Origin of the sequence: Sulfurovum sp. bin170 (assembly GCF_010892395.1) — a bacterium.
GTDB lineage: Bacteria > Campylobacterota > Campylobacteria > Campylobacterales > Sulfurovaceae > UBA1140.
The window spans coordinates 1-4,593 of sequence record NZ_JAACKB010000244.1 but is presented as its reverse complement, the minus strand read 5'-3'; the positions used below and the strand labels follow the sequence as shown (position 1 = coordinate 4,593).

The 4,593-nt window shown below is 36.3% G+C and carries 5 protein-coding genes; all 5 read left to right on the top strand.

Annotated elements, in window-relative coordinates; all coding sequences use genetic code 11:
• The first annotated feature begins 221 nt into the window (after nucleotides 1-221).
• The 5 genes from GSY74_RS05880 to GSY74_RS05860 all read left to right on the top strand — a co-directional run bounded on the left by GSY74_RS05880 (nucleotide 222) and on the right by GSY74_RS05860 (nucleotide 4,395).
• Complete coding sequence (locus GSY74_RS05880) at nucleotides 222-572, top strand: hypothetical protein (protein ID WP_164664171.1); 351 nt, start codon at nucleotides 222-224, stop codon at nucleotides 570-572.
• Nucleotides 573-673: 101 nt separating this feature from the next.
• A complete protein-coding gene (locus GSY74_RS05875; protein WP_164664170.1) occupies nucleotides 674-976 on the top strand; it encodes a hypothetical protein in 303 nt (100 codons plus the stop codon).
• Nucleotides 977-1,179: 203 nt separating this feature from the next.
• Nucleotides 1,180-2,547, top strand: a complete 1,368-nt coding sequence (locus GSY74_RS05870; RefSeq protein WP_164664169.1) for a Gfo/Idh/MocA family oxidoreductase — start codon at nucleotides 1,180-1,182, stop codon at nucleotides 2,545-2,547.
• 2 nt (nucleotides 2,548-2,549) lie between these two features.
• Nucleotides 2,550-3,623, top strand: coding sequence for an alanine--glyoxylate aminotransferase family protein (locus GSY74_RS05865; RefSeq protein ID WP_164664168.1), 1,074 nt, complete (start codon nucleotides 2,550-2,552; stop codon nucleotides 3,621-3,623).
• Nucleotides 3,610-4,395, top strand: coding sequence for a phosphorylcholine transferase LicD (locus GSY74_RS05860; protein ID WP_164664167.1), 786 nt, complete (start codon nucleotides 3,610-3,612; stop codon nucleotides 4,393-4,395). The genes GSY74_RS05865 and GSY74_RS05860 overlap by 14 nt, the downstream gene beginning before the upstream one ends.
• The last annotated feature ends 198 nt before the right edge of the window (nucleotides 4,396-4,593 follow it).

Genomic DNA, 4,593 nt, shown 5'->3' with positions numbered 1-4,593 from the left:
TTAATGCCAGTGAGAATATAGAACAGAGGGGATTGGAGTCTCTTGGGCTAGGAATTAGCCTTCAAGACTATAAATCAGAAAGCCTTTCAAATTCAGACTCGTTGGAGTCTGCTAGTTAGGAAGCCTCTAGCTCTTTAGCTAGGGGTAGTTCACCTAAAAGCTTTGATGAGTTAAAAGCTAATTTCAGAGAAGAAGAGGTTCTATCAGAGAGAAATGTCTCTGTGTCCGATTTGATGGAGGTTAATCTAACTGGTTCAGCTTTTAAAATCGAAAAGATTACCCCTGCACAACAGTATATATCAAAAATCGAAACGACTACATGGAGTTGGAGTGTAACGCCTACCAAAGTAGGAGAGCATGATTTACAGTTGGTTGTTACGGCAATATTTACTACAGATGAGGGGAAAAAGATTCGTAGGTTAAAGACCTTTGATGAGGTGATAAAGGTTAAAAGCTTACCTCTTATGGAGCAGGTTATTAACTTTTTTGAAAAAGAGTATAAGTGGCTCTTTGCTACATTTCTTATCCCTATTTTTTTATGGTATAGGAAAAGAAGAAAAGATAGTCACTAAATTATTTTAATATTTAGATATGTTTTAATACTAAAAACAGTCGATATATATTATAATCTTCTGTCTTTATGGACAAAATATAAAAAAAAGGAGTATTTTTTATGACAAAAAAAATCTTATTGGCGACTTTGGTTGTGGCTTTTACATTTTCGGGATGTAGTATGTTGAGTGATTCTGAACCAACTACTGATAAAGTAGCAAAAGCTGCACAGAAAGCTGGTGATGCTGTGGATGGAGCGAAAAAAGTGACAGACTCGGCAAAAAAGGCTACTACAAAAGTGGATGCTACAGAATCTGATTTACCACAATCTTCTATGAAAGACCAAGTGGTTGAAGAGATAGTAGAGGTGGCTGATAAAAAGACAGATGGTGCTGCAACAAAAGTTATCGAATCTGTAAAATAAGTTATAAATTTATCCAAAATTATTTAATTTTGGATAGAATATTTAACACTTCTCTAAACGATATACAACACTACATATTAAAAAACTTCATAAACTATAATTACTATAAAAAATATCTGTTACTATAAGTGTCAATCTTTTTTGATTAACTCTATCCACTACAGCTATTTGCAAAAATGGGTATAAAATTGTTAGGATAGAATATGGAAAATAAAAAAACAATAATTACTTACGGAACATATGATATGTTGCATGTTGGACATATGAACATTTTGAAGAGAGCAAAAGAGTTAGGTGACTATCTCATTGTAGGGGTGACGGATGAAAATTATGACCGTTCACGAGGGAAGCTCAATGTAATTGAGAGTACCAATAAGAGAGTAAAAGCTATTGAGGCATTGGATTTTGTTGATAAAGTTATTGTAGAGAAGCATAAGAAGCAGAAAGCTGAAGATATGCAGAAGTATGATGTTGATATTTTTGCTATTGGAGATGATTGGGTAGGGGCATTTGATTATCTTAATGAATATACACATGTTGAGTATCTACCACGAACAGAGGGAATCTCTAGTACTAAACTTAGAAAAGAGAACTTTGATATTATCAAACTGGGTGTTGTTGGATTGGGGCGTGATACACAAGCCTTCATTGACGAGTCGGAGTATGTCTCTAGCATTAAAGTAAATCGAATATATGCAGATGATTTCTTGGTAGTTAAACAGTTCACAAAAGATAATGACAAAATTATGTATGGGCATGATAACTATGAAGAGTTTTTGGATACAGCTATCCAAGCTGTCTATATTGACACCTCATTAGAGAAACATTATATGCTCATTAAAAAGGCACTTGAAGCGGGGAAACATGTGCTTTGTGAGAACCCTTTGGCTATTGATAAAGATGAGTTAAAAGAGCTATTGTCTATTGCAAAAAGAGAAAAAAGAGTTCTGCTCTCTGCTCTTAAAACAGCTTTTTTACCAGCTTTTAATCAACTTCTTAAAGAGCTTAACAAAGGGATAATAGGTGATGTAAAAGAGGTTCGTGCTACTAGAACAAGTCTCTATAGAGAGAAAGATTATTCTGATGAGTTTATCGCACAGGGGGCTACCAATATCCTATCAGGTGCTACATCACTTCTGGTCAATAAAGTATTGGGAAAACGAAAAAGCATTACATTTTTTGACCAAGAGGAGAGTGGATATGATATAAGTAACTTGATTGTAACTACCCATAAGGGGGGAGCTGTTGGAGTATCAACAGTTGCTACAGGTATCAAATCAGAAGGTGATGCTGTTATCTCTGGAACCAAAGGGTATATCTATATCCCTTCACCGTGGTGGTTGACAAAGACTTTTTATGTCAGGTTTGAAGATACACATAAGAGTTATACTTTTAACTATGAGCTAGAGGGGTGTGGGTTGCGTTATATGATTGCAGAGTTCGCTTCGCTTATACAGAGAGGAAATCGAAAATCTAAGATGTTGACACCAAAAGATATAGTAGGTATTAATAGAGTACTAATTGACTATGCAGATAGTAAAAAAGAGAAAGAAAAAGAGAAGGAGAGTTAAGAATGATATATGAGGATTATTACATATTTACACCAGGACCTGTTAAGATGTCAGATGAGATTTTGGAGGTAGGAGCGAAGCAGACACCATATTTTAGGAATTGTGAGTTTTCGGATGTTACTTATGCTTGTGAAAAAGGGCTTTTGAAGATGGTAAATGCACCAGAGGGTTCAAAAGTTATATTTTTGACAGCATCAGGAACGGCAGGTATGGAGTCTGTGGTGATGAATCTACTCACTGAAGATGATAACGCTTTAGTCGTTCATGGTGGTGGTTTTGGTGGACGATTTGTTGACATCTGTGCTACACACACTATTCCTCACCACGATTTTGTGGTTGAGCATAGTAATCTTGCAGATATTGAGACTCTAGCACCAAAAGAGGATTTCACCTCACTTATTGTCAATGCCCATGAGACAAGTATTGGTCATATTTATGATTTGGATGCGATGGGTGCTTACGCTAAAAAGAGAGATTTATTCTTTGTTGTAGATGCAATTTCTATGCTTGTAACCGACCCTATTGATATGTCGGTTCAAAATATAGATGTGGTTATTGCAAGTAGCCAAAAAGGTCTAGCTCTTCCTCCTGGATTGACAATGGTAATCTTGGCTCCTAGAGCTTTAGAGAGAGTTCAGTGTGTAAAGAGTCTCTATTTTAACTTCAAAGACTATCTGCACAATGGTGAGAGAGGACAGACTCCGTATACTCCTGCTGTAACTATAATGCTCCAACTAGAGGCTAGATTGGCACAGATAGAGCGAAGAGGTGGGGTAGAGCAGAGTATTAGGTCTGCTAAAGCTATAGCAGAGTACTTCCGTGAGAGCATCAAAGATTTACCTCTAAAAGCCTATACACCATTTATGCCAAATGCGATGACTACTTTAACTCCAACGGATGGAAAATCTGCTATGGATATAGTCAATGCTCTTGAAGATGGATATAAGATTATGGTTTGCCCTAATGGTGGAGCAGAGAGAGATATTATATTTAGAGTTTCACATATGGGTGATATGACTAAGGCATATACAGATGTGCTTATAGATGCTTTGCATGACTATTATGGCAAAAATTAACCCAAAAGTTTTACGAGAAGCTCAACTCATTATGCTTGAGATGTTGGTTGAGTTCGACAGGATTTGTAAAAAACACAATTTGCAATATTGGTTAGACTCGGGAACACTTCTTGGAGCTGTTCGTCACAAGGGATTTATCCCTTGGGATGATGATATTGACCTCTCTATGCCATTAGAGGATTACAGTAAGTTTATTCAGATAGCCCAAGATGAGTTGCCTGACTCTATCTTTTTTCAGACTACCAAAACAGATGGTAGTTTTCCATTTGACTATATCAAACTGCGTTCACAAAAGGCAGAAATTGTTGAGTTCCATGAAAAAGATAGAGATGTAGCGTATCACCAAGGGGTATTTGTTGATATTTTCCCTATGCTTACTATTCCTAACAGTGAGTTTCATCAGCAATTTTATATGGATATATTTAAGCTAATTCGTTCTGTTTCATCTGTAAGTCTACATACCCCAGAGGGGAAAAATAGACCTTTGGAGAGAGAGAAATTGATAGCTACACTCGCACTAATGCATCAAGGTTGGCAAAAAGAGGATAGCAAAATTATCTATGGTGGAGAGATGCCTGATGTCGCTGCATGGTTTGATTACCAATCAATATTTCCTCTAAAAAAGATGGAGTTTGAGGGGCTAGAGTTTTCCGTACCAAATGACCCTGACCACTATTTGGGGGCCATCTACTCATTTGACTATATGGAGTTACCTCCTCTTGATAAGAGAGCCACTCATGCTGAGGAGATGAGGATAGTAGACATTTTTTAAATGAGATTGGTATGACTCATATTTTTTTAGAATAGTTGGCTATAATAAAAACAACTCTAAAAAAAGGAGCTATTTTATGGAAAGTTTAAAATTAGATGAGTTTACTTTTGAGGACTATTATCAAATAAGTGAAAATGATAGATGCGAACTGATTTTTGGGGAGATAGTTATGATGGCAAGTCCATCTTATCTTCATCA

What these genes read in the sequence shown, in the direction of transcription:
- GSY74_RS05860 (WP_164664167.1), top strand. Translation starts at nt 3,610, where the DNA reads ATGGCAAAAATTAACCCAAAAGTTTTACGAGAAGCTCAACTCATTATG.
- GSY74_RS05865 (WP_164664168.1), top strand. Translation starts at nt 2,550, where the DNA reads ATGATATATGAGGATTATTACATATTTACACCAGGACCTGTTAAGATG.
- GSY74_RS05870 (WP_164664169.1), top strand. Translation starts at nt 1,180, where the DNA reads ATGGAAAATAAAAAAACAATAATTACTTACGGAACATATGATATGTTG.
- GSY74_RS05875 (WP_164664170.1), top strand. Translation starts at nt 674, where the DNA reads ATGACAAAAAAAATCTTATTGGCGACTTTGGTTGTGGCTTTTACATTT.